The following is a 21,256-nucleotide window of genomic DNA, read 5'->3' as shown; positions in this document are numbered from 1 at the left end:
AGCGCGCCTCACACGCCGACCGCCTCTTCCATCTCCTCCTCTTCCGCCTCGGCGGCAGGCGTCTCGCCGACGGTTCGACGGCGTTCGGCGAGCCCGGCCGCGGCAGTGAGCGCCAGGCCGAGCAGCAGCCAGACGGAGAGGGTGCCCACCTGGTGGGAGAGGCCGTCGTTGCCGAAGTAGACGAGGCTGCGCAGGCCGTCGACGTACCCGGCGCCGTTCCAGAAGGCGTGCAGTGAGCCGAAGAAGCCGTTCTGCAGCTCGGGCCGGAACAGTCCCCCGGAGCTGGTGAAGTTGAGCATCACGAAGAGCACCATCATGGCCAGCGTCGTCCAGCGCCGCAGGAACGTGTGCAGTCCGACCCCGATGAAGAGGATGCCCGCGGAGTAGAGCCAGCTCAGGCCCCAGACCCCGGCCAGGCCGTGGTGGGCGAGGTGGAAGACCGGCCCGGCGAGCAGCGCGCCGATCACACTGACGACTCCCGAGACGCCTACGGCGAGCAGGGCGCGGCCGCGCATGCGCAGGGCGGCGCCCGCGCCGCCGAGGACCGCGACCGAGGCGTAGGAGCCGATGCTGACCGCGACGAGCAGGAAGAACAGGCCCTGGCCGGTCGGGTCGTCGGCGACGGTACCGGCGACGTCGGTCACCTTGAGCGGCAGGCCCTGCCGGGCAGCGACCGGAGTGAAGACCTTCTCCGCCACGGTGGCGCTCGTGTCGGAGGCGGCGCTGGCGACGATCAGCTCGGGGGCCGTGTCGCTCGGTACGTAGGCGCCTGCGATGCGGCGGGCCTTGAGCTCGTCGACGGCATCGGCGCGACGGGCGAGCGTGCGTACGTCGAGCGCGTCGCCGGCGCCGTCCTTGACCGTCTGGGCGAAAACCATCGCCCGGGGCCCCTCGCCCACGACGGCGACCGGCAGGTGGTGGGGCTCCGGGTGGACGAAGGCGCCCATGTAGGCGAGGCCCATGCCGAGGCACATCAGCAGCGGGGTCAGCAGATGGGTGAGCACGTGGCGCAGCGCGGGGTCCGCGGCGTGGTGGTGTGCGGATGTGCGGCCGGACATGCGACAGACCTCCGGTGTCGGCGGGCGGCGGGGCGGGCCCCGCGGCCGCCAAATATAGTTGGCATATACAACTTCCCTTACAGTTGTACTATACAACTAGACGGAAGGAGGTCGGCGTGACCACGGACACAGCAGGCGCCGCCCGGCCCGAAGACGAGCGCCGGGCAGCCGCCGTCGAAACGATTCAGCGCGAGATGACCGCGTTCGCCCGGCGGGCCCGGTCGGCAGCCGCGCGGATGCACCCAGAACTCTCCTTGGTGTCGTTCACCTTGCTCAGCCATCTGGAGGAGCGCGCCGGCTGCCGGGCCTCCGACCTCGCCGCCCACTACGCGCTGGACAAGTCGACGGTGAGCCGCCAGGTCGCCGCCCTGGAGCGGGCCGGGCTGGTGGTGCGGCGCACCGACCCGGAGGACCATCGGGTACACGTACTGGAACTCTCCCCCGCGGGCGCCGCGACCCTGGCGAGGACGGTCAGGGAGCGGCGGGCCATGTTCGACGAGCGGCTCGCGGACTGGCACCCCGACGACCTCGACCGCTTCGCCGCCTACCTGCTCCGCTACAACGAGCAGCCCGCTCACGAGCGGCCCGCGCACCCGCCGGGAATGCCGCCCGGTAATTAGTTGCTAAATACATCGGAACCCGTGCTACCCCAGGAGACACGCATGTCGGACCAGCCCCAGGAAAAGCCCGCGGACGTCGTCGCACGGCTGCGCGCCGCCTTCGACACCGGCCGGACGAAGTGCCTGGCGTGGCGCACCGGCCAGCTCGAAGCGCTACGGACGCTGCTGACCGAGCGGGGTGACGAGCTGGCCGCCGCGCTCCACGGCGACCTCGGCAAGAGCCGCGCGGAGGCCTACCGCACCGAGATCGACTTCACCGTGCGGGAGATCGACCACACCCTGGAGCACCTGGCGCAGTGGCTGCAGCCGCAGCCGGCCCCGGTACCCGAGCGGCTCAGCCCCGCCGTCGCCCACACCGTGCAGGACCCGCTCGGCGTGGTGCTCGTCATCGCCCCCTGGAACTACCCCGTCCAGCTGCTGCTCTCCCCGGTCGTCGGCGCGCTGGCCGCCGGCAACTGCGTCGTCGTCAAACCCAGCGAACTGGCGCCCGCCACCTCCCGCGCCGTCGCCGGTCTCCTGCCGCGCTACCTGGACCGCGAGGCGGTGGCCGTCGTGGAGGGCGCGGTGGCCGAGACCACCGACCTGCTGGCGCAGCGGTTCGACCACATCTTCTACACGGGCAACGGCCGGGTCGGCCGGGTCGTCATGCGGGCCGCCGCCGAGAACCTCACGCCCGTCACGCTCGAACTCGGCGGCAAGTCGCCCGCCTTCGTCGACCGCGGCACGGACCTGGGCGTCGTGGCGGCCCGGCTGGCGTCCACCAAGTTCATGAACGCCGGCCAGACGTGTGTCGCTCCCGACTACGTCCTGACCGACCCCGAGACCGCCAGGGAACTGGAGAAGGCCCTGGCCGAGGCCGTGCGCGCGATGTACGGGGACGACCCCGCGACGTCCCCGGACTACGGCCGGATCATCAACGAGCGGCACTTCGACCGGCTGACGGGCCTGCTCGATTCCGGCCGCGTCGTCACCGGCGGCACCCACGACCGCGCCGACCGCTACATCGCCCCGACGGTCCTGGCGGAGGTGGCGCCCGACTCCCCCGTCATGCGCGAGGAGATCTTCGGCCCGATCCTGCCGGTGGTCGAGGTGCCCGGACTGGACGAGGCCATCGCCTTTATCCGCGACCGGGACAAGCCCCTGGCGCTGTACGCCTTCACCGAATCCGACACCACGCGCAAGCGACTGACCCGGGAGACCTCCTCGGGCGGCCTGACGTTCGGACTGCCCGTGGCCCACCTCACGATCTCCGACCTGCCCTTCGGCGGGGTGGGCGAGAGCGGCATGGGCAGCTACCACGGCCGCTACTCCCTGGACACGTTCAGCCACCGCAAGGCCGTTCTGGACAAGCCCCTGAACTGACGCCGGGGCCGGCCCGCCGGTGCGCTCGAGCGATCCGGCCGGATGGACGCGCCGAGCCGGGGCACCCGGGTGGCATGGCTGTCCTTCGAAAGCTCGCCCGCCCCCTGCTGGCCGCCCCGTTCGTCACCGGCGGGCTGCGCACCCTGCGCCGCCCCGAGGCCGTGGCGGAACTCGCCCAACCCGTCGTACGGGCGGTCGGGAAACGCATCCCGGCGTTCGCCGGGGACCCGATGAAACTGGTACGCGTCAACAGCGCGGTCCAGGCCGGGGCCGGCCTGCTGTTCGCGACGGGGCGTGCGCCCCGTCTGGCCGCGCTGACGCTCGCCGCCACCCTGGTACCGACCACCCTCATCGACCACGCCTTCTGGACGGTGGAGGACCCGGAGGAGCGTGCACGCCGGCGCGCCCACTTCATGACGGACCTCTCCGCACTGGGAGGGCTGCTCATCGCCGCCGCGGACACCCACGGCAAGCCCTCGCTCGCCTACCGGTCCCGGCACGCGCTCGACCACCGGCATCCGGTGCGGGCCGTCCGCCGCCCCGTCGAGGCGGCCGCGGCGAGTACCACCGCCCGCGTCAAGGCCGCGGCGCACGGTTCCCGCTGAGCCCCGTGGCAGACGACCGCGACACCGCCAGGCCCGGGTCCCCCCGGCCCGCCGCGCCCGGCCCGCCCCTGTGGGCGCGGGCCCTGGCCGCCGTCACCCGCAGCGCGCGGCGCCGCCGGACGGCGGGCGGAGCCGCCGTCTGCGCGAGCGCCTGTGAAGCGCGGGCGCGCTCCATCGGCCGGGGTGGACCGGCGGCCGCCACCGGCCGGCTCCGGCGCGGGGACGCGTCCCCCGGCGGGACCGACCCTCGCGAGCGGGCGCAGGAGGCGGTCGAGTCCCGCACCACCGGCCCCGACGACCTGGCCTCGCTGCTGGACATGCTCGACCTGCGGCGGCGCGGGGACTGAGGGGACCGGCGCCGGCCCGGAGACGGCGGCGCGACCACTGGCGGTTACGGACGGCGGCCCCACGCGGAGACCAGCGGAGCGGTGGCCAGGTCCAGCCGCCCAGCGGCGACGTTCGCCAGGTGGCGGTCGATCTCCTCGTCGGTGGCGAGTCCTTCTGCCACCAGACCGTGCCGGATCTGCCGGACGGTGGCGTCCTCCAGCACGGCGCACGCCGGCGAGGTGATCGGGAAGTACGCGTCGGCCTGTACGTCCGCCAGCCCGGCTTCGCGCAGCACCCTGGGCAGGGTGCGCCCGTACGAGAGGTCGGCGCCGCGCGCGGCCATCAGGGTGCGGAATCCGGACCGCAACCGGTTGGCGAGGCGCTGTTCGGGGCCCGATTCGTCGGGGCACAGCAGCGGTTGCACGGCGGTCGACGTGCCGGAAGGTCACCGGGTCGAACAGCTCCGCGAGGGCGTCGAAGCGGACACCCGCCCCGGACTGCCGGTTGTCCAGCAGGTAACCGCGTCCGGCGTCGTGCTCGGCCATGCGGCGGTTGTGGCAGACACCGCCGGACGGCCGGCTCGGGGCAGGTCAGCCGACCTGGCGGCGCACCAGGTCGTGGAACGGGCCGTCCGTGTCGGCGAGGAGTTCCGCGGGCGCGCCCTGCTGGGCGATCCGCCCCTCGGACATCACGATCACCCGGTCGGCGTCCATGATCGTGGACAGCCGGTGGGCGATCACGATGCGGGTGCAGCGCTCGGCGCGCGTGGACTCGATCACCACCCTCTGGGCCGCGTTGTCGAGCGCGCTGGTGGCCTCGTCCAGGAAGAGGATGCGCGGTTTGCGCAGGAGGGCCTGGGCGATCATCAGCCGTTGGCGCTGGCCGCCGGAGACGGTGCCGCCGCCGTCGGAGAGCACCGTGTGCATGCCCATCGGCATGGCCTTGATGTCCTCGGCCAGGCCCGCCCGCGCTGCCGCCTCCCACGCCTCCTCCAGCGAACACGTCTCGGCGCCGCCGATGCAGTCGAGGAGGGAGCCGGACAGCGGCTGGGCGTTCTGCAGGACGACACCGCACTGGCGGCGTACGGCCGCCTGGTCGAGCGCCGCCAGGTCCTGGCCGTCGTAGAGCACGCTGCCGGAGGCGGGCGCGTCGAAGCCGATGAGCAGGCGCAGCAGGGTCGACTTGCCGCAGCCGCTGGCACCGACGATCGCGACGAACTCCCCCGGCCGCACGGACAGCGACACGTCGTCGAGGACGAGCGGACCGTCGTCGGCATACCGGTAGGAGAGGTTCTTCACCTCGATGGCGCCGCCGAGCGTTCCCGGCCGGATGCCGGAGCTGCGCACTTCGGGGCTCGCGTCCAGGATCGGCTTGACCTCCTCGAACATCGGCTGCACGGCGGCAGCCGACAGGAGCGCGCCGGTCAGCTGCGTCACCGCGGACAGCATCATCGTCACGGCGGTGCTGAAGGTGAGGAACCCGCTCGCGGACATGCTGCCCCGGGCCGGGCCGGCCAGCAGCATGAACATCACGAGGGAACACACCGGCAGGCACACCGCGTTGAGGACGGTGACGGCGTTCTTGATGCGGCCGATGCGCTGCTGCAGCTCGCGGGTCCGGGCGAACTCCCGCGCCCAGGCGGCGTAGGCGAAGCTCTCGGCGGCGGCCACGCGCAGTTTGGGCAGGCCGCGAAGGGTCTGGAACGCCTGGTTGCCCAGTTTGTTGCCGAGTTTGACCAGCCGTCGCTGGTAGCGCAGTTGCCACAGGCCCAGGCCCAGGAACACGGCGGCGATGACGAGCAGCATGGCGAGCGCCACCAGCGCCAGCGGCACGCTGTAGACGAGCAGCAGGACGAGGTTCATCGCGGCGACGGCGGACGCCTGCACGGATACCGCGCCGATGCCGGACACCGCCCGGCGGATGGAGCTGATCCCGAGAGCGGCGCCGGCCAGTTCGCCGGTGGAGCGGCCGGCGAAGAAGGTCACCGGCAGTCGCAGCAGCCGGTCCCACACGGCGGGCTGCAAGGTGGCTTCGATACGGCCCTCGATGCGCAGCACGCTGATGTTCTGGAGCAGCATGAAGGCGCCCGACACGGTGCTGGTCGCGATGAGCGCCATGGCGCTCTGCACGATGAGGCCGCCTTCGCCCTGGGGGACGTACGTGCCGAGCACCCGGCCGGTGGCCAGTGGCACGAGCGCCCCCAGTCCCACCGCGACGAGGCCGCCCAGGACGAGGCTGCGCAGGTCCCGGCCCGTCCCGCGGATGCCGAAGCGGACCAGCGCGGCCAGGCTCGGCTTGCCGTCGGGCAGCGGGCGGCACAGCATCACGGCGCCGGGTTCGAAGGCGGCGGCGTGCGCCTTGCCGACGCGTTCGCGGATGCCGGTGGCGGGGTCGACGGCGGTGTATCCGCCGCGCCGCCACAGCAGCGCGACCGGTGACCGGTCCTCGGTGCGGCGGGCCACCAGGGGCCCGCAGTTCTCGCGCCACCAGCGGCCGGCGAGCTTGACGGGCCGGGTACGGATCCGCGAGGCGAGCGCGATGCGTTCGAGGGGGTCCGTCCCCTCGGGGCCGGGGGCCGCCGTGCCCGGTTCGCGGAGCGTGATGCCGGCGTCGTGGGCGACCAGGCGGCACACGGCGAGGGTCGCGTCGTCGCTCGCGGGCCGGTGGGGACGGCCGCCCCTGCCGGTGCGTCCGATGGAGGCGAGCAGGGCCCGGTCCGCCTGGGTGCGGGCCGCCTCGCCGGCCTCGATGCCGGCGGCCGTGCGGTCCTCATGGGCCTGCTCCAGTTGCTCGATCCACCGGTCCAGGGCGTACAGCAGCCGGTACTGCTGGTCGACCATGCCCTGCCACATCGCCCCGTCGACGAGGAGCGCTCCGGCCATGCCGTGGCCCTCGTACGCCGCCCCGTACTGCACGCTGCCGGGGGTGATCTGCATCCACAGGACGTCGTCGTCACGGCCCGGGCCGGTGCTGGTCCGGCTCTCCAGCGGCGCCTGGTACAGGACGCGCAGTCCGCGCCCGACACCCAGTGCGAAAGCCTCTTCGAGGGGGCTCAGGGTCCCGCCGGGCAGGCCGTACCCGCTGTGGTCGGCGTACCACCCCCAGGACCCGTCCTGGGCGTTTCCCGCGCCCGCGAACTCGGGGCGCACGAGTTCGCGCAGCTCGATGCGGCGGAGCCGGCAGCCGTGCACGGGCCTGCCGACCAGGGTGTGCACGCAGCCGTCGGCCGGGCCCAGCAGCAGGGACCCTTCCTCCAGCCGGCCCAGGAAGTGCCAGTGCCCCTCCAGTGCGGCGTCGACGGCGAACAGGTCCAGCGCGCCGTCCTCCACGAGCCACAGCACGAGCGGGCCCTCCAGGGAGAGGCTGCGCAGGCCCGTGCAGTCGACGGGGGAACCGACGGCTGCGAGGGCGGCGACGACGGGATCGGGTGCGGCCTGCGTCTGCCACGTGGTGGTCACTCAGTGCTCCTTGACCAGTGCGGCGTACGCGCCCTGCCGGGCGAGCAGCTCCTCGTGCCGACCGCGTTCCACGACCGTTCCGCGGTCCAGTACGACGATCTCGTCGCTGTCGCGCACCGTGCTCAGCCGGTGGGCGATGACCACGCAGGCGCAGCCGCGGCGGCGCAGGCTGTCCATGACCATCCGTTCGGTCGCCGCGTCCAGGGCGCTGGTCACCTCGTCCAGGACCAGGACGCTGGGACGGCGCACCAGGGCGCGGGCGATCTCCAGGCGCTGGCGCTGCCCTCCGGAGAAGTTGCGGCCGTCCTGCTCGACGCGGCTGTGGATGCCGCCGGCGCGGCGGGCCACCACGTCGTACACGGCGGCGTCGCGCAGCGCCGCGATGACGGCCTCGTCCGTGAGGGAGGGGTCCCACAGGGCGACGTTGTCGCGGATGGTCCCCTCGAAGAGGAAGACGTCCTGGTCCACGAAGGAGACGGAGGCGGCGAGCGCCCCGCGCGGGATGTCCTCCAGCCGCATCCCGTCGATGCGGATGACGCCCTCCCAGGGCGCGTGGAGGCCGGACATCAGCCGCGAGACGGTGGACTTGCCGCTGCCGGAGCCCCCGACGAGCGCGACCTGCCGTCCGGGGCCGACCGTGAGGGAGAAGTCCTTGAGCAGCGGGGCGTCCAGCGGGTTGTAGCCGAAGGTGACGTGCTCCAGCTCCACGTGGCCCCTGAGGCGGCGGGTCGCGGCGGGGGGCTCGCGGCGCGAGTACAGCGGGTCGACGGGGAAGTTCTCGACGTCCTTGAGGCGGGCCACGTCGGCCGCGAAGTCCTGGATGCGCCCGGCGACGCCGCCCAGGCGGGTGATGGGGGCGGTGAAGCTGGTGACCAGGGCCTGGAAGGCGACGAGCAGACCGACGGAGAGGTGCCCCTCCACGGCGCGCAGGCCGCCGATCATCAGGATCAACGCGCTGTTGAGCGCGGCCAGTGTGGGCGCGACGATCGCCAGCCACGCGCTCGGTACGCCGAGCCGCTGCTGCACGTCGAGGGTGACGGCGTGCTGGCCCGCCCAGCGCCGGAAGAAGCCGTTCTCGCCGCCGGTGGCCTTCATCGTCTCGATGAGCTGGAGGCCGCTGTACGAGGTGTTGGTGAGCCGGGCGTTCTCCGCGCGCAGCTTCTGGGTGCCGGTGGCGCGCAGCCGGATCACGATCCGCAGCGCCACCAGGTTCAGCAGCGCCATCAGTACGCCGACGAGGGTGAGCCCGGGATCGTAGGCCCACAGCAGCACGGCGTAGAGGACGACCACCACGGCGTCGACCCCTGCGGCGGCCAGGTCCCGGGCGAGGGTTTCGGCGACGGCGTCGTTGGACTGGAGGCGCTGGACCAGGTCGGCCGGGTTGCGTTGGGAGAAGAACGTGACGGGCAGCCTCAGCAGGTGCCGCAGGAAGCGGGCGCTGCCGAGGGTGGAGGAGATGATGCGCCCGCGCAGCAGGTTGGCCTGCTGGAGCCAGGTGAGGACCGCCGTGAGGGCCAGGGCCACCGCCATCGAGGCGAACAGCACTCCGAGCAGGGAGGTCTGCTCCCCGATCAGGAACATGTCGATGTACGTGCGGCTCAGCGCGGGCACCGTCGCGCCGACGGCCACCAGCAGGAGGCTGGAGAGCACCGCGGCGAGCATCGAGGCGGACGTGCCGCGCAGCCGGGCGGGCAGGGCGCCCAGGACGCCGGGCTTGCGGCCGGAGCGGCGGAAGCCCGCACCGGGTTCGAAGGTGAGCACGACGCCGGTGAAGCTGGTGTCGAACTCGTCCATCGGTACGAACCTGCGGCCTTTGGCGGGGTCGTTGACGTACACGCCCCTGCGGCCGAAGCGACGGCCCATGCCGTCGTAGACGACGTAGTGGTTGAACTCCCAGAAGAGGATGGCCGCGGGCCGCACCCCGGCGAGCGCGGCGAGGTCCATCTGCATGCCTTTGGCCTGGAGGCCGTAACCACGGGCGGCACGCAGGAGGTTGGCGGCGCGGGAGCCGTCGCGGGAGACGCCGCAGGCGATGCGCAGTTCCTCCAGGGGGACGAAGCGGCCGTGGTGGCCGAGCACCATGGCGAGGGCTGCGGCGCCGCACTCCACGGCCTCCATCTGGAGCACGGTGGGGGTGCGCACGGCGCGGGGGGTGCGTCCCTTGGGGGCGGGCGCGGGCTTGCGGCGGGAGGAGCGCCGGGCGGGGGTGGTCGTGGGGGTGGTCACGGGAGCAGCCAATCGACGGGGCGCTGCACGGAGAGGTGGACGGCGCCGGTGACCGGTGTGGTGGAGTCGAGGGCGTACGGGGGGCCGTCGGCGGAGGACCACCGGTACCCGGACCTGGTCTGCGTGGTGCGTTCGAGCTGTACGAGGACCTGGACGGGGTTGCCCTGCGCGGTGAACTGCCCGGCGAGCCGGCCGTCGCCGAGGAATCCGCCGATCTGCGCCGGGGTCTGGGGGGTACGGCCGACCTCCTTGACGCGGCCGCGGAGCACGCCGTAGCGCTGTTGCGGCACCGACTGGACCGTGAGGTCGACGGTGGCGCCGACGGGAACGGCCGCGCCGCTTGCGGCGGGGACGTACAGGACCGCCACCAGAGGGTCGCCCGGGTTCTTGACGCGTTCCAGGGTCGCCACGTCGGCGCCGGTCGTGACGACGGCTCCGACCCTTGCGACCAGGGCGGTGACGCGTCCTCCCGCAACCGCGCGTACGGTCCGCTCCCCTTGCTCGGTACTGACCTGGAGCAGCGGCGCCCCGGGGGCCAGCAGTTGGCCCTCCTTGGCGTGGACGGCGGTGACCTGTCCGGCGAAGGGGCTCTGCAGCAGGTAACTGCCCTCGGCGCGGGTGAGGATGCCGGGAGCGCTCAGTTTGGAGGACACGGATCCGGTGAAGCCCCAGGTGGCGGCGGCCGCCATGACGACGACCGTGACGGCCAGGACGAGCCGGCCCTGCGGGCGGGCGAAGCGCACCGGGAGATCGAGCTCTTCGGGCGATTGCAGCTTCGAGAGCGCCTTTTGACGGAACTGCACGGACTCGGACTCTTCCCTCGACTGCCTCGGGCTCACTTCGACCGGCGTCGTGACTCTTCGTCACACGGGGGTGAACCCCGGAACGGATGCGTTCCGGGGTTCACTGGTCACGCCGGACCGGACTGCTCAGAGACCGGCGACACCCGCGCGGACGCCGACGATGCCCTCGACCTGGCCCGGGAGGGCCAGCGCGCCGTGGACGGTCTGGAGCGAGGTCACGGTGCCCAGCACGTGCTGGACGTCGCCGGTCACACCGCCGAGGAGGCCGCCGCCGAGGGCGATACCGCCGGAAACGGCGTCCAGTTCGTCGTCGGCGATCTCGCGGGTCTCGATGTCGTTACGCATGGGGGCGCACCCTTCGTTCGTCTTAGGTGTTTTTGATGGGGGTATGGGCAGACCGCGACAAGGCGGTCCGACCACCTGCGCGTGGGCCTCGGCCGGCGTGGGACGCCGCTTCCGAAACCGCTGCGGTGCGCCGATGTAAGCACGCCAACGGGTGACGGTGCGAACCGCGTTGACGCTCTCGGGCGGGCGGGACGGGCGCGCGGCAGGAAGCTTTTTCCATTCACCCGGCGGATCACCACACGCCCCTCACAAGATCGAGTAACACATCTGCACGGCGCTCCCCTTTCGGGCCACATGTGGGGCATAAAGGGATCAACTACCTTGCTCATTTCCGGCATATCGCCCGCTGGCGCAAGGGGAGTCATCCACTCCACTCTCACCGTGTGAAGATTTCGTCGTCTCAACGCTCGGCGACGGAGGTGTCACACAGTGCACATGTGCACGTGGGCCGCTAGTGGTTACCGGGCAGCCGCAGGGGCGTTCGGGACGTAGGCCTGCTTGCCGGCGCAGGTCCACACCACGGGACGGACCACACCCGCCCGGTCGACGGCGGCGCCGGCCACCCGGTCGTCGTCGGCGACGGCGTACGCGGCGGTGAAGCCGTTCGGCGCCAGACCCGGCAGGGTCTTGGCCGGGCCGCTGCCGGGCCAGTACAGCGCCTGGACGGCGGCTTCCCGCGTCGGGTCCCACGCGGACGCCGTACCCACGAGGACGCCGCTCGTGGGGCTGATGCCCTCGAACGAGTCGTTGCTGGTTCCGGGCACGCTCGGTACGTACGCAGGATCCCCGTAGGGGACGCTCCACACGAGCGCAGTGGTCTCCAGGCTCCGGGTGTGCCAGTAGCTGCCCGCGATCCGGCCCGACTCGTCGATCGCCTGCGCCCTGTAGTACGCGTAGTCGTCGCCCACCGGCTGGAGCGTGGTGGGGGCGGCGGCCGGGTTCGCGGACCAGACGAGGGCGGGGTGGATGTCGTACGAGGGCTCGCCGGAAGGGCCGGCGCCGTAGCCGATGACCCGGCCCGTGCTGTCGATGCCGGTGACGGCCTCGATCGAGTACCCGGCGGGGACGGCCAGTTCCCGGCGCAGGAGTCGGCCCGACCATTCCAGGCCGACGACGGCTCCCGAGGCGCGGTCGCGACGGCCACCGACGATGTGCCCGGCGTCGTTCACGGCGGTGGCGCTCTCCCCGCCGGGCAGCAGCGTGACGGAGCCGGCGCCGGGCCGGTAGCTGAACGCCTTGGCGCCCGAGGCGGTGGTCAGCGTGCCGACCATCAGGCCCGAGCGGTTGACGGCCTCCACGCTGCCCCCGGTGGCTCCGGCGGGCAGCGGCACGGCGTGGACGGCGGTGCCGAGCCAGTAGGCCGGCTTGTCGTGGGAGACGCCCACGGTCAGGCCGCGCGTACCGATGCCGTTCACCTGCGTGCTGTGCGTCTGGGCGCCGTCGCGGCCGGGCAGTGCCCGCAGGACGGTGATCCCCGGGGTGCAGCGGGCACCGCCACCCGGAGCGGCCGCGGCGGCCGGCCCGGTCGCGGTCGCGACGGCGACCGTGGTGAGCAGCGCCCCGGCCACCGCGGTGCGTACGGTCGTCTTCCTCGTACCCATGGAACCCCCCTCGTCGTGCGCCGGCTCCCCTGCCGGCGGCTCACATGATGGCCTCGCGATCGCCCCGTCCGGCCCGCACCGCCACGAGAGTGTCGGGAAAGCACCCCACCTCGGCCTGCGCCCGCTCGTTGTCATGTGCCGCTGATGTGTGCATGCCGCGGCCGGAGCGTCGAGGAGTGCGGCGAAACCCGGTCGCACGCGGGTGATCGCGCCGGTTGGGGGTAGCCGCGAGGTGACAACGGCGGGAGCGTCTCGAAGAGGGTCTTCGTCATGGCGGCCCGCCCGTACGCACACCATGGGGAAGGCAGGGTGACCTGGCAATGACCACGACGCAGCGGCAGGCCCGCGCCACCGACGATTCGGTGGGCGTGCTGGTCTCGCGCGCCTCCCAGCAGATCTCCGAGCTGGTCCGCGAGGAGATGCGGCTGGCCCGGGCGGAGATGACACAGAAGGGGAAGCGCTACGGAAAGGGCGGCGGCCTCTTCGGAGCGGCGGGGCTGGTCGGAGTGCTGGCCGCCCAGGCACTCGTGGCCACGTGCATCGTCGCGCTCGCGCTGGTGCTGCCCGTGTGGGCCGCAGCGCTCATCGTCACGGCGGTGCTGGGCGCCATCGCCGCATGGATGGCGCTGTCGGGGAAGAAGCAGATCGCGAAGGCCGGCACGCCGGCGCCCGAGCAGACCATCGACAGCGTCAAGGCCGATGTGGCCGAGATCAAGGAGAAGGCACACCGATGACCGACGAGTCCCGCACCAATGACGAGTCCCGCACCAATATCGGCACGCCCACGCCCGAGGAACTGCGCGAGCAGATCGAGCACACCCGCGACGAGCTCGGGCAGACCGTCGAGGCGTTGGCGGCCAAGGCCGACGTCAAAGCCCAGGTGAAGGAGCAGGCCGCGGAGAAGGCCGCCGTGGTCTCCGAGCAGATCCGGGAGAAGGCCGAACGGGCCGCACGGCTGGTGAAGGACAAGACGCCCGACCCCGTTCTGGACAAGGCGGCCCAGGCGACGGCGCAGTTCCGGGAGGGCGCCGTGCGCGCGGGCCGGCTGGCGGCGGACAAGGCCCCCGAGCCGCTCCTCGACACGGGGCGCCAGGCCGTGGGCATGGCACGGGCGAACCGCACCCCGTTGCTGGCGGCCGGTGCGGCTTTGGTGATCTTCCTGCTGGTGCGCCGCAGCCGACGTCGCCGGTGAACGAGTCCGAGACGGCCTGACGCCCTCCCCGCGCCGCGAGCGAGGACCCGGCGACCCCACGGGAGCGGGGAACCACCCGGACGGGGAGGGTCAAGGGCCGTCACCCGGGCACACGAACCGCATGCCCGGAGAACACGCACGCCCTACGAGCACCCTGTTCCGTTCGGCCCCCGCATCCCGTGGCGTCTTACCGGCGCACGGGGGCAGGCACTCCCGCCGCGCATCGTTCGCCGCCCGGCTGCGCCGCAAGCTCCTGGCCTACCGCGAGATCGAGTTCCTGTCCCCCGGCGGCCGCAGGAGCCCCGCCACCGGCGAGGAATGCCTGCTCCTCGTACACGTCCGCAAGGTCGTGGGCGAGATCCGCTACCGGATCTGCTCCACCTGCGCCGAATCGGTGATCACCAGCGTCGACATCGAGGAGCGCTTCCGCGCCGCCGGACTCGGCATCAGGGCGCTGTGCCACCTACGGTCCCGCCACCCGGGAACGACATGGCGCAGCACCCCGCGCCTGCGCGGCACGAGTGACCTCCTGCGCCGGATGCGCATTCCGGTCGCCACCGCAGAGGTACCGTGCCCCCACTTCCGCGCCGCGACCTCCTGACGCAGCCCCACGTGCGGCGGCACGAGTTTCGGCCGCCCGGCACCAAGGCCTTGGCCACCACAACTCCCGCCCGCGGCGTGGAAGTCATCATCCGATTCAATTCATCATTCCATTATCGGATAAGCGGTTAATTGGTGGCGTCGAAAAATCACCCTGGTTATTTCCCTTTCTTTTGCAGTAACTTGAGGAGCGGGAGACGTTCCGAAAAGGGGTGGGGAACGATGGGCGGAACCGAATCAAGGGAAGTGCCCGCGTCGAGCGGTCTTTCCGGCGCCGGCGCGGCGTCCGCCGCCGGGGCGCCGTACCCTCCCTTTCCGCCCGCCACCCCACCTCCCGTCCTGACCAACTCCACCAGGGAGATGCTCAAGGCGACCCTGGTCCAGCTGGAAGCCCCGCCGCCACCCACCGGGCAGGCCCTGTTGAAGTCCGCCTTCGTCCGCCGGCTGGCTCTCTCCGGCGAGGAACTGGAAGCGGTCCGGTCCCGGTTGCAGGGTGCGGAAGCGGCCGGCGCCCGCACGGGTGAGGGTCAGACGCAACCGGTGCCGGACGAGGTCTTCGACCTGCTCGGCGCGGGGAACGCGGCCCTGCGGGCTGCCGGCGGGCCGGCCGCGGATCCCGCCACCACCGCCCCGGCGAGCGCTTTCACGGCGGTGCCGGTGGCAGCCCTCACAGCGGTCGGAAACGCCCTCATCGAGGTTCGGCGGGCCGCCGCCTCGGCACCGGACGCGGACCCGGCGCAATCCGAACTGGCCTTGCGCGCCGCAGTGGGGGCGACCAGGTCCCTCGAAGCCAACTCGGTCGCGCCGAACATCGGCTGGATCAACCTGGAGCGCATGGAGATGGCCCCCGCCGGCCTGGAGCGGGGCGAGCTCATCGCGACCATTCCCCTCGCCCCGCTGGAGGAGACCGCCGTCACGCACAAGGAATGGTCGGTGCAGACCAAGGAGTTCAGTTCCATCGTGACCGACTCGCTGGAGAACACCAGCGAGACCGGAGTCACGGACAACACGGAGCTCGCCCAATCGGCCTCCTCCCAGGCGCAGCACTCCAACCAGTTCAACGTCACCGGCACCGTGCGCGGCGGCATCCCCGTCATCTCCGGTTCGGCCAGCTCCAGTTTCACCGCCCAGGACTCCACGTCCCACTCGGCGACGGAAAGCACGAAGCACGCCACCGAACTCACCAAGAAGGCGTCCTCGCGCGCGAAGCAGGAACACAAGGTCACGATCTCCACCACCACCGTCACCGGCAGCTCCGAGGCCTCCACCCGCACGCTGCGCAACCCCAGCCAGACCGACGCGGTGAGGATCGACTATTTCAGCCTGATGCGGAAATGGCGCGTCCGGCTGTACCGCTACGGCCTGCGGTTGACCTACGACCTCGTGGTGGCGGAACCGGGGGCCGCGCTGCGCAAGTCGTACAAGGAGCTCGAGGCCCTCAGGAAGCAGATCGGCCCGTTCCGGTTCGACGTCCCGCACTCCGAGATCACCGACAAGATCCTCACGGAGCAGCACGAAACGCAGCCGCACCACCTGGTCCTGGGCGAGCGCTACGGGGCAGTGGTGCCCGATCCGCCCCAGCCGCCGACGCCACCGCAGTTCAGCGTGGACGCACCCGACTCCGACGAGAGCCGGATCTTCACGCCCGACCCGCTGGAGATCCCCGACGGCTACCGGATCAAGACCCTGAACCTCTGGTTCGACTCGGCGAGCCGGACCGGCAACGAGTACAAGTACCACCTGGAGGTGCTGGGCTCCTCGTACCAGATGACCGAGGCGTACGGCAGCCACGGACCCGTCGAGCTGACCCTTCCGCAGTGGGGCGGCTTCCAGCTGCACGCGACCGGCAAGGTGCCCATCTCCTTCCGCCTGGGGTACAACCGCCACACCTCCCTCAAGGTGGTGGCGCAGGTGGAGGAGATCCCCGTCGGCGCGGAGCCGGCGCCGGGCGAGACACAGGTGAACACCCGCGTCCGGGAGAAGTGGCAGGCCGCCGTCTGGAACGCCCTGCGTGACGCCGCGCAGAACCAGTACTACTCGCAGCAGCAGGACGTGGCCGCACGGATCTCCGCGCTTGAGGAGAAGATCAACAGCGTCGACACGCTCACGCTCCGCCGTGAGGAGAGCGACGAGGTCATGAAGGGTGTCCTGCGCGCCCTTCTCGGCCCCGGCTTCGACTTCATGCCCGAGAAGGTCGTCAAGCTGTTCGTCGCCGCGGGCGTCGATCTGGAGCACGGCATCGGGTTCGACGGGAATTCCCTCGGCTGGAGCGCGGCCGACTGGGCCGTCTTCCGCCGGCACGAGTCCGACGTCCGGTTCCTCAACCAGGCGATCGAGTGGGAGAACGTGGTCACGTTCCTGTACTCGTACTTCTGGGACGTGCCGCCGAGCTGGGACTTCATCCGGCAGATCCAGCACGCGGACGCCAACCGGCAGGCCTTCCTGCGCGCCGGCTGCGCGCGGGTCGTCCTGACGGTCCGCAAGGGCTGGGAGCAGGAATGGGTCAAGTTCGTGGAGGGCGGCTTCCACCACGAGGATCCGCCGCCGAGCCAGCCCCCTCCGTACTACCTGAGCATCGCCAAGGAGGTGGCGGCCTACGACGACCGCAACTATCCCGGCATCCCGCCGGCCAACCCGGGGCGTTCCGCCGTACGGCTGGAGGACGCCGTGTACACCACCTGTGCGACGCCACTGGAACCGAACCCCACCGACCCGCAGGGTCCCGTGACCATCCGGGTCGAGTCGGCCGCCGGGTTCCTCGTCGGCGCGACGGTGGTCATCGACGTGGCCGACGAACGCGGGCTCCAGGAGGCCCAGACCGTCGTCGCGGTCAACACGGACCGCGCTCAGATCGTCGTCGGCATGCTGAGCCGCTCCCACTCGCCGTCACCCGCCGCGATCCCGATCCTCCAGCCGGGAACCAAGGGGGCACTCATCGCCGAGTGGAACGAGTACACCCCGTCGTCCGGAACGGACATCGCCATCACCTCCCACCTCGGCACGATCGCGTAAAGGGGGCGCAGTGCCCGTCGACGAACTGGACGAGGAGACCCGTTGCGAGCTCCTGGGCGAGAGGGACCCCGCGCTGCTCACCGGGTGGGAGTGGATCGCCGCCGAAGTCTGGGTCAGGTACCACTTCGGCCGGTACGTGGCGGAGTTGCCGGGCTCCACCCATGTCACCCACCAGCTGGACCGGTTGCAGGAGGTCTTCGACCTCATCGCGGGCCAGGAGAAGGGCCAGGGCGGCCGGCCCCCGATGTCCGGCGGGGAAGGTGCGCGTTACAAGCGGCTCTCCGTCCAGCCCAGTGATCCGGTGTTGCGGATGGCCTTGCAGGTGCTGAGCGAGGATTTCCGCAACCCCATCTCGCCCGCGAAGGTCCTGGAGTTCCAGAAGCTGCTCGACCCCGCGGCAAAGACTCCGGCAGGCGTACTGATCGAAGCCGTGCGCAAGCTCACGCCGGGCGGTCTGCTCAAACCGGACATGCTCGGGCTCCAGTCCTACGGCGGGGAGCTCGGCATGGAGGAGGTGGAGGTCGGCACCCGCAAGGGCGGCCTCGACACGTACAAGGAACTCCAGAGCAAACTGTCCATCCTGGAGGATCCCTGCGCCGTCCGCATGCGCCTCGAACTGGCACGGATGCAACGCTCCTTCCGGGTCAGCGCCCGGGCCAGCACGTGGCGGCTGCATCCCGCCCTCATGCTGCTGCCGCTGCCCCTGCACATCGACACCACGAGCGGGAAGGACGTGGTCTCCGACTGGCTCTGCTTCTGGCCCACCAATCGGGCCCGCTTCACGGAGTATCCGCGGCCGGAGACCGGCCGCCCGGGCTATGACGGGCTGGTCCTGTACCACGTACACCGGGCAGAGTTCGACAGCTCCTTGATCCCCAAGAGCGTCCGGGAGCGGATGAACCAGGCGGTACGGGAGTGGGAGCGCAAGCAACGGGCGCCGGGCCCCACGCTCGTGCCGGAACTCGTCACGCTGATGCAGGCGGACCGGCGGCTCTTCACGAGGGCCGGCGAGGAGTTCCTGGCCGGCCTCGGCGCGACGGCTCTGCTGGCCCTCTTCGTCTGGGTGGCCGTCGAGGCGGGGGTGATCGCGGGCCTGGCCGCCGCGGGCCGGGTAGGTTTGTCCGCGCTGGCGGCGACGCCCGCGGTGCTGTCGAAGGCGGTCGTCTCCATGGCGGAGTTCACCCGGGACTTCCTGGCCGTGGCCACCCAACTGGCCTTCACCGTCCCGGCCCGGGCCACCCGCTGACCGGTCGGTGCGCCGCCCGACGAGCCCCGGAAGTCCGTGGGAAGGCAGGCCCCGCCATGGAGTCGAACGAGATCACCGGCGGTCGCCCTGACCATCGACATGCCCCCAGCGGACGGGCGGCGGCGGTGGGGGCGCCGGTGGGGGTGTGGGAGGACGAGGCGGCGGTGGTGGCGCTGCGCGGTGCGGCATCAGGTCCACCGGTTCACGCAGGCGCAGCGTGGCGGGAAGGTCCAGCCTCCCCTTCCGCGAGGCGACCACGATGTCCCGTACGGCGAGCTTCGCCTCGACCGCGCACTGCCCGCTGCGCACCGCGACCAGCAGCCCGTCCCGGACCACGGCCACCAGCCCCGTGATCTTGAAGACCACGGTGAGGTCCACCCCCACGGTGGCGGTGGGGGCGCCGTCCACGAGGAGGTCCACCGACGGGTGGTGCGCGGAGGTGATGGTGTGGGTGGCAAGGGCGACGACCTCCTCGCTCCCTGGGTGGCGATGCGTCCGGCGGGCGGCCTCCGTCAGTGCCTGGTACCTGGACCAGCCCGCTGCCACCAGGGTGACGAGATCAAGGTCGAGGAAGCCGTTCACCACGGTGGCCAGCTCGATCCCGACGGCCCGGTCGGCCGCCGGGGTCAGGCCGCGGCCGCCGGGGATGACCCCTGCCGCAGCGCGGTGGGCGTGCAGGGTCTCGGCGAGTGCGTCAGGGGCGCGTTCCTCGCGGCCGAGCAGCAGGGCCCGGACGGTGAGGGGCTCGACAACGGGAGCCGTGGTCATGGGTCGTCCTCCTCCTCGACGGTCTGCTCGCCGGGGTCCGGGTGCGGTTCCAGCCGTACGGTGCGGGCCGGCGGCCCGGTGTCCGGCGGCTGGGTCACGCCCGTCGCGGCGGGGGTGGGTCGCAGGCGGGATGTGAGGTGGCCGCGGACCCACCGGGGGCCCCGATGGCGGCGGCTGAGGAACGCGGCGCCGACGGCGGCCAGCAGGGCCAGGCCGAACAGGCTCGTCCCGACGACCAGGCCGGCGGGGACCCCTCCGTCGGTGTGCTCGGAGTCAGGGTTGGGGTTGGGGTTCGGATTCGGATTCGGGGTGGGCGTCGCGGTCGTCGGGGTCGGGGTCGGGGTGGGAGTCACGGGGCCCGCGCCCGTAACGGTGAACACGGCTTCGGCGGCCGTGTCCGGCTGCGTCGCGCACTGGCCCCGTACCGTGTACGAGGCTTCGCCGGCATCCGACGGCACGGTGAGCTGGGCCTCGAAGGTCCCGTCCGCTGCGGCGTCGACCGTGGCCTGCGGCTCCCCGTCCCACAGCAGGTCCACCTGTGAGCAGTCGAAGCCCGAACCGGACAGCGTGACGAGACCGCCCCCGGCCGGGAGCGAGTCGGGACGGAGCGTCACCTCAGGCCCCGTGGCGGGCCCAGGGGTGTCGGTGACCGTGAAGTCCGCCTGCGCAGTGAGCTGCTCGTGCCCGACGCAGACCGCTGTGACCTGGTGATTCGTCGCGTCCGCATCGGCCGGAACGCTCACGTCGGCCCTGAACGAGCCGTCCGCGACGTCCAACTCCCCGGGCGGATCGGGCGGGAGCGGGTCGTCGTCCCAGGTCAGGGTGACCGTACCGCCCGATCCCCCGGCGCTGCCGCCGTCCGGGACGCAGTCCTCGAACCCTGAGCCGGTCACCGTCACCGTGGCCCGGGCGGGCCCCTGCGCGGGGTCCAGCGCCAGGGCCGGCTCGTGGGCCGGCTCGGACGTCACCGTGAACTGCGCGACCGCCTTCACCTTCGAGTTGACCGTGCACCGGGCGGTGACGTCGTAGGTGCCCGCGGTCGCGTCGGAAGGAGCCGTGACGTCGGTCTCGAAGGTGCCCTGGTCGTCGGCCGTGACGACGCTGGGGGTGGTGTCGCCGTCCCAGGTCACCTCGATCACGGCCGGGGTGGGCTCGGGAGTGGTACCCGGCCCGGTGGTCTCCGGCGACGGATACGTATGACAGGCACCGAATCCGTAGCCGTGGACGCCCACCCGGCTGCCCGCCCGTCCCGCGGCCGGATCGAGCGTGATGTACCTGTCGTCCGCCGCCCGGACCGCCGAGGCGGGGGCGGGGGCGACAGCGGCATCAGTGGCGACGGGTGAGCCCCACGCGACCGCCGTGCTCAGGAGCACCGCGGCCAACGAGCGGCGGGCCGCCGATCGCAGTAGGGAAAACATGGCCCTCATGGCCCTCCATGGGCTGCTCCCCATTCTCCTCCGGCTTCCGCGGACCCGCGCTGCAAGCAGGCCGGGAGCCCGGGCTGCTCGGTGCGGGCCGAAGATTCATGAAAGGGGTAACTCCGCCATTCGGGTTGAATTCGTCACGAGTCGGGCAGGTGTCGAGACTCCGAAGCGACCCCTCCCTACCTTTCGAGGTGCCCTTACTCGCTCGAAAAAGGTGGATTCGTGCGTTCTGTTCGCTCTCTCGTCACCGTCCTCGCCGCTGCCGGCGCCCTCCTCCTCGGCGGTGCCTCCGTCGCCTGCGCCGACGTGACCGTCAACTACCAGCCCGAGCCCTCGTACACGTTCGTCTTCGGCAACTGGCTCCAGTTCGCGGCCGACGACGTGTTCAACGCCGGCCACGACAACACGGTGGGCTCGAACAACTGACGGTGACGAACCGCGACGCCCCCTGCCGCACGGCAGGGGGCGTCGCCTTTGCGCCACCCCCCGGGGCTGTGGGTTGGCTGTGAAGCGACGCACGGGAGGGGGCTTGGGTGCGGGAGGAGTGCCGACAAGTTCTATATTCGTATGAACCATCCACGCGCGGCCCTGCTGCGGTGAGCAGGGGGG

Annotated in this window: 18 protein-coding genes and 1 pseudogene; 10 read left to right on the top strand and 9 right to left on the bottom strand. The window is 71.9% G+C overall.

What is annotated here, in order from left to right:
- Positions 1–8: 8 nt before the first annotated feature.
- A complete protein-coding gene (locus OG861_RS29155; protein WP_329192476.1) occupies positions 9–1,058 on the bottom strand; it encodes a hypothetical protein in 1,050 nt (349 codons plus the stop codon).
- Between the two features lie 194 nt (positions 1,059–1,252).
- Between OG861_RS29155 and OG861_RS29150 the strand changes: the two genes are divergently transcribed.
- The 4 genes from OG861_RS29150 to OG861_RS29135 all read left to right on the top strand — a co-directional run bounded on the left by OG861_RS29150 (position 1,253) and on the right by OG861_RS29135 (position 3,992).
- Positions 1,253–1,678 carry a MarR family winged helix-turn-helix transcriptional regulator gene (locus OG861_RS29150; protein ID WP_329201962.1) on the top strand — a complete coding sequence of 142 codons (426 nt, stop codon included), beginning with the start codon at positions 1,253–1,255 and terminating at the stop codon, positions 1,676–1,678.
- Positions 1,679–1,720: 42 nt separating this feature from the next.
- Positions 1,721–3,040, top strand: a complete 1,320-nt coding sequence (locus OG861_RS29145; RefSeq protein ID WP_329192478.1) for an aldehyde dehydrogenase family protein — start codon at positions 1,721–1,723, stop codon at positions 3,038–3,040.
- Positions 3,041–3,114: 74 nt separating this feature from the next.
- A complete protein-coding gene (locus OG861_RS29140) occupies positions 3,115–3,645 on the top strand; it encodes a DoxX family membrane protein (RefSeq protein ID WP_329192481.1) in 531 nt (176 codons plus the stop codon).
- A 5-nt stretch (positions 3,646–3,650) separates the two neighbouring features.
- Complete coding sequence (locus OG861_RS29135) at positions 3,651–3,992, top strand: hypothetical protein (RefSeq protein WP_330261909.1); 342 nt, start codon at positions 3,651–3,653, stop codon at positions 3,990–3,992.
- Between the two features lie 44 nt (positions 3,993–4,036).
- Here OG861_RS29135 and OG861_RS29130 read toward each other — a convergent pair.
- The 6 genes and pseudogenes from OG861_RS29130 to OG861_RS29105 form a co-directional block, all read right to left on the bottom strand.
- Positions 4,037–4,399, bottom strand: a pseudogene (locus OG861_RS29130) (SAM-dependent methyltransferase); the annotation flags it as partial.
- A 163-nt stretch (positions 4,400–4,562) separates the two neighbouring features.
- On the bottom strand, positions 4,563–7,430 hold the full coding sequence (locus tag OG861_RS29125) for an NHLP bacteriocin export ABC transporter permease/ATPase subunit (RefSeq protein WP_329192485.1): 2,868 nt from the start codon (positions 7,428–7,430) through the stop codon (positions 4,563–4,565).
- Positions 7,431–9,656 carry an NHLP family bacteriocin export ABC transporter peptidase/permease/ATPase subunit gene (locus OG861_RS29120; protein ID WP_443056414.1) on the bottom strand — a complete coding sequence of 742 codons (2,226 nt, stop codon included), beginning with the start codon at positions 9,654–9,656 and terminating at the stop codon, positions 7,431–7,433.
- On the bottom strand, positions 9,653–10,459 hold the full coding sequence (locus OG861_RS29115; protein WP_330261908.1) for an HlyD family efflux transporter periplasmic adaptor subunit: 807 nt from the start codon (positions 10,457–10,459) through the stop codon (positions 9,653–9,655). The genes OG861_RS29120 and OG861_RS29115 overlap by 4 nt, the downstream gene beginning before the upstream one ends.
- Positions 10,460–10,585: 126 nt before the next feature.
- Positions 10,586–10,804: a hypothetical protein gene (locus OG861_RS29110; RefSeq protein WP_190183812.1), complete on the bottom strand. Its 219-nt coding sequence runs from the start codon at positions 10,802–10,804 to the stop codon at positions 10,586–10,588.
- Between the two features lie 458 nt (positions 10,805–11,262).
- A complete protein-coding gene (locus OG861_RS29105) occupies positions 11,263–12,405 on the bottom strand; it encodes a hypothetical protein (protein ID WP_330261907.1) in 1,143 nt (380 codons plus the stop codon).
- A gap of 320 nt (positions 12,406–12,725) precedes the next feature.
- On the opposite strand from OG861_RS29105, the gene OG861_RS29100 reads away from it, so the two are divergent.
- From OG861_RS29100 to OG861_RS29080, 5 genes are all read left to right on the top strand, one after another.
- Positions 12,726–13,139 (top strand): phage holin family protein, encoded by a 414-nt coding sequence (locus tag OG861_RS29100; RefSeq protein ID WP_329192492.1) that lies wholly within the window; start codon positions 12,726–12,728, stop codon positions 13,137–13,139.
- Positions 13,136–13,597 carry a DUF3618 domain-containing protein gene (locus tag OG861_RS29095; RefSeq protein ID WP_329192494.1) on the top strand — a complete coding sequence of 154 codons (462 nt, stop codon included), beginning with the start codon at positions 13,136–13,138 and terminating at the stop codon, positions 13,595–13,597. The genes OG861_RS29100 and OG861_RS29095 overlap by 4 nt, the downstream gene beginning before the upstream one ends.
- A 121-nt stretch (positions 13,598–13,718) precedes the next feature.
- Entirely contained in the window at positions 13,719–14,198 is a 480-nt protein-coding gene (locus tag OG861_RS29090) for a hypothetical protein (RefSeq protein WP_329192496.1), read from the top strand.
- Between the two features lie 359 nt (positions 14,199–14,557).
- On the top strand, positions 14,558–17,209 hold the full coding sequence (locus OG861_RS29085; protein ID WP_329192498.1) for a hypothetical protein: 2,652 nt from the start codon (positions 14,558–14,560) through the stop codon (positions 17,207–17,209).
- A 10-nt stretch (positions 17,210–17,219) separates the two neighbouring features.
- Positions 17,220–18,455, top strand: a complete 1,236-nt coding sequence (locus OG861_RS29080) for a hypothetical protein (RefSeq protein ID WP_329192499.1) — start codon at positions 17,220–17,222, stop codon at positions 18,453–18,455.
- 72 nt (positions 18,456–18,527) lie between these two features.
- Here OG861_RS29080 and OG861_RS29075 read toward each other — a convergent pair whose 3' ends face one another.
- Complete coding sequence (locus tag OG861_RS29075; RefSeq protein ID WP_329192500.1) at positions 18,528–19,223, bottom strand: hypothetical protein; 696 nt, start codon at positions 19,221–19,223, stop codon at positions 18,528–18,530.
- Positions 19,220–20,650, bottom strand: coding sequence for a hypothetical protein (locus OG861_RS29070; protein ID WP_329192501.1), 1,431 nt, complete (start codon positions 20,648–20,650; stop codon positions 19,220–19,222). Before OG861_RS29070 ends, OG861_RS29075 begins: the two co-directional genes overlap by 4 nt.
- 219 nt (positions 20,651–20,869) lie before the next feature.
- On the opposite strand from OG861_RS29070, the gene OG861_RS29065 reads away from it, so the two are divergent.
- Complete coding sequence (locus OG861_RS29065; RefSeq protein WP_329192502.1) at positions 20,870–21,073, top strand: hypothetical protein; 204 nt, start codon at positions 20,870–20,872, stop codon at positions 21,071–21,073.
- The last annotated feature ends 183 nt before the right edge of the window (positions 21,074–21,256 follow it).

It is taken from the genome of Streptomyces sp. NBC_00539 (genome assembly GCF_036346105.1).
GTDB lineage: Bacteria > Actinomycetota > Actinomycetes > Streptomycetales > Streptomycetaceae > Streptomyces.
Note: the sequence above shows the minus strand (reverse complement) of the source record. Positions and strands in the feature narration are given on the sequence as shown.